Origin of the sequence: Arthrobacter sp. TB 23 (assembly GCF_000294595.1) — a bacterium.
Lineage (GTDB): Bacteria > Actinomycetota > Actinomycetes > Actinomycetales > Micrococcaceae > Arthrobacter_D.
Window position 1 is genome coordinate 13,077 of sequence record NZ_ALPM01000092.1, and the last position, 3,089, is coordinate 16,165.

3 protein-coding genes are annotated in these 3,089 nt (G+C 67.6%); all 3 read left to right on the forward strand.

Annotated features, from left to right (window positions below; genetic code table 11):
* Positions 1-52 precede the first annotated feature (52 nt).
* The 3 genes from B384_RS0113325 to B384_RS18905 all read left to right on the forward strand — a co-directional run bounded on the left by B384_RS0113325 (position 53) and on the right by B384_RS18905 (position 3,039).
* On the forward strand, positions 53-856 hold the full coding sequence (locus B384_RS0113325) for a purine-nucleoside phosphorylase (RefSeq protein WP_026041184.1): 804 nt from the start codon (positions 53-55) through the stop codon (positions 854-856).
* A 26-nt stretch (positions 857-882) separates the two neighbouring features.
* A complete protein-coding gene (locus tag B384_RS0113330; protein WP_019483599.1) occupies positions 883-2,619 on the forward strand; it encodes a phospho-sugar mutase in 1,737 nt (578 codons plus the stop codon).
* 144 nt (positions 2,620-2,763) lie between these two features.
* Entirely contained in the window at positions 2,764-3,039 is a 276-nt protein-coding gene (locus B384_RS18905; protein ID WP_019483600.1) for a hypothetical protein, read from the forward strand.
* The last annotated feature ends 50 nt before the right edge of the window (positions 3,040-3,089 follow it).

Below are 3,089 nucleotides of genomic sequence, written 5' to 3' on the forward strand. Positions count from 1 at the left end.
GCGGGCGGGGAACTGAGGGTAAGTTTGATCAGTGATCGAGAACCCCACGTCAATGACGCCGACCGACCCTTTCGACCTGGCCCGCGCCGCGGCCGATTACATCGCCGCGCAGACGGGCGTCGACCGCCACGATATTGCCCTGGTGCTGGGCTCGGGGTGGGGTGAATCAGCCAACCTGATCGGCGAAACCACCCACACCCTCGAGGCCTCGGACATCCCCGGCTTCTCGGCCCCCGCCGTCGAGGGCCACGTCGGGACCGTGCGGTCAGTCCTGACGACGTCGGGCAAACGCGCCCTAGTGGTTGGTTCCCGCACCCACTATTACGAGGGCAAGGGTGTTCGGGCCGTCGTGCACGGGGTGCGCACCGCCGCCGCTACCGGGGCGAAGATCATGGTGCTGACCAACGGGTGTGGCGGATTGCAGGAGAAGTGGACCCCGGGCACCCCCGTCCTGATCAGCGATCACCTTAACCTCACCGCCACGTCACCACTCGAGGGCGCCACCTTCGTTGACCTGACCGACCTCTACTCCTCGCGGGTCCGGACAATCGCCCGCGAGGTCGATCCGTCCCTCGACGAGGGCGTCTACGCGCAGTTCACCGGACCGCACTATGAGACGCCCGCCGAGGTGCGTTACGCCAGGACGATCGGTGCTGACCTGGTGGGCATGTCGACGGCACTCGAGGCCATCGCCGCCCGCCACGCTGGCATGGAAGTGTTCGGAATTTCCCTGGTCACCAACCTGGCCGCCGGCATCAGCACCGCACCGCTGAGCCACGCCGAAGTGATCGAATCCGGCACGGCAGCCGGACCCCGCATCTCACGCCTGCTGGCTGACATCATCAGCCGGCTCTAGAAGTTGACCGAAGGTATGAAAAAGCTATGACGCACGCCGACCACGAATCACTTCTCGCAGCCGCACGCACCTGGGCGGCCGAGGACCCCGATCCGCACACCACCGCGGAGCTGGAGGCGCTGCTCGCGCAGGTGGCCGACGACGACACCCGTACCGCCGCAACCCAGGACCTGCAGGACCGTTTCAGCGGACCGCTACTCTTCGGCACTGCGGGACTACGTGCCGCCCTGGGCGCCGGACCGAACCGGATGAACCGGGTCGTGGTTCGCCGCGCCGCCGCCGGTCTGGCCGCCCACGTGACTGGCAGCGCCGAGGGGGCGTATGTGCCGCGCGCCGTCGTCGGCTTCGATGCCCGCCACAACTCGCGGATCTTCGCCGAGGAAACCGCGGCCATCTTCACCGCCGCGGGCATCCAGACCTTCCTGATGCCCAGCGAACTGCCGACGCCGGTCCTCGCCTACGCGGTCCGCGCCCTGGAGTGTGAGGTGGGGGTGATGGTCACGGCAAGCCACAACCCGCCCCAGGACAACGGGTACAAGGTCTACCTGGGAGGCCGCGCCGTCGACGACGCCGGCCGCGGGGCACAGATCGTGGCCCCGCAGGACACCGAGATCGCCGCCCGCATTGCAGCGGTAGGCCAGCTCGGCAGCATCCTGCTGGCGGCTGAGGGCTGGAATGTCCTGCCGGAGAGCATCGCCAAGGACTATGTCACATCGGTGGTTGCACTGGCGGATCGGGAGCGGTTCCCGGACCGGGACCTCTCGATCGTGCTGACCCCGATGCACGGGGTAGGCGGCACCACCGCACAGCAAGTGCTGGCCGCCGCCGGATTCGGGACCGTCCACGTGGTCGCCGAGCAGGCAGACCCGGACCCGGACTTCCCCACCGTTGACTTCCCCAACCCCGAGGAGCCCGGCGCGCTCGACCTTGCCATCGCTGCTGCTCTAGCTCAGGACGCCGACCTGGTGCTGGCCAACGACCCGGACGCCGATCGGGTTGCAGTAGCGGCCAAAGATCCGGCGACCGGTGAGTGGCGGATGCTCCGCGGCGATGAGACGGGGGCCCTGCTGGGGCAACACCTCGCCGTGCGCCGGGCGCAGGACACCGGGGAGCATGCTGCGGGGACCGTCTTCGCCAACTCGATTGTGTCCTCGCGGCTACTCTCCCGCATCGCCGCAACCGCCGGGATCCCCCACACCGAAACCCTGACCGGGTTCAAGTGGATTTCCCGGGTCCCGTCGCTCGCCTACGGCTACGAGGAAGCGCTGGGCTACTGCGTGGCACCCGACCTGGTCCGGGACAAGGACGGGATTTCCGCGGCGCTGCTCCTGGCCGAGCTTGCCGCGGCCACCAAGGCCGAGGGTCGGACCCTGTTTGACCTGCTCGATGACCTGGCGCTGCTGCACGGGCTACACGCCAGCGACCAGCTCTCGGTCCGGGTCGGCAGCCTTGGCCTGTTGGACGCCATGATGAACCGGTTGCGGGAAAACCCCCCGCAGGCCTTCGCGGACTCGGCGGTCGACGTCGTGCAGGACCTCCTCACCGGCTACGCCGGGCTTCCGCCGACCGACGGGCTGCTGTACCTGACCCGGGACGACACCCGGGTGATCATCCGGCCCAGCGGCACCGAGCCGAAGCTGAAGTGCTACCTGGAGGTCATCGAACCGGTGGAGTTGGCCGCCGAGCTCGACGATGCGAAGCTGACCACCCGCGCCCGGCTGGACGCGGTCCTGTGCGATGTGGAGGAGTCCCTGGGGCTCTAACCGCTGGGAACACCGCTGCGTGACTGGACTCCACCGTGGTGAACCGGGGCTATCGGGTACCCGTCTGGGTGCCGCTGCCGCCCTGGGCGCTGAATCCAGTTATGGTTGAGTCAGTATCGTTTTGCACAATTTCGAGGAGACTCCATGTCACACACCACTACGTCCTCCGAGCGGACCGCTCCGCGCAAGCAGCCCACCCACTCGGGCGAAGGCCATCTGGTCAACAACCTCGTGACATTCGCCGTAATGATGGTGTTGTTCCTCGGCGCCGTCGGCTCCCTGGCCTTCTTCGACCAAAACAATGTCTGGGCCTTCGCCGTCTGCCTGACGCTGTTCTTCCTGGCCTTCTGGATCCCCCAGTCCATCCTGGGACGCTCCGATACCGGACCCACCCTCGCCAAGGGCGACCGCAAGGCCTAGCCGGCCAATACACGGCTTCCACCCATAAAAAAGTGGCGGACCTGCAGACG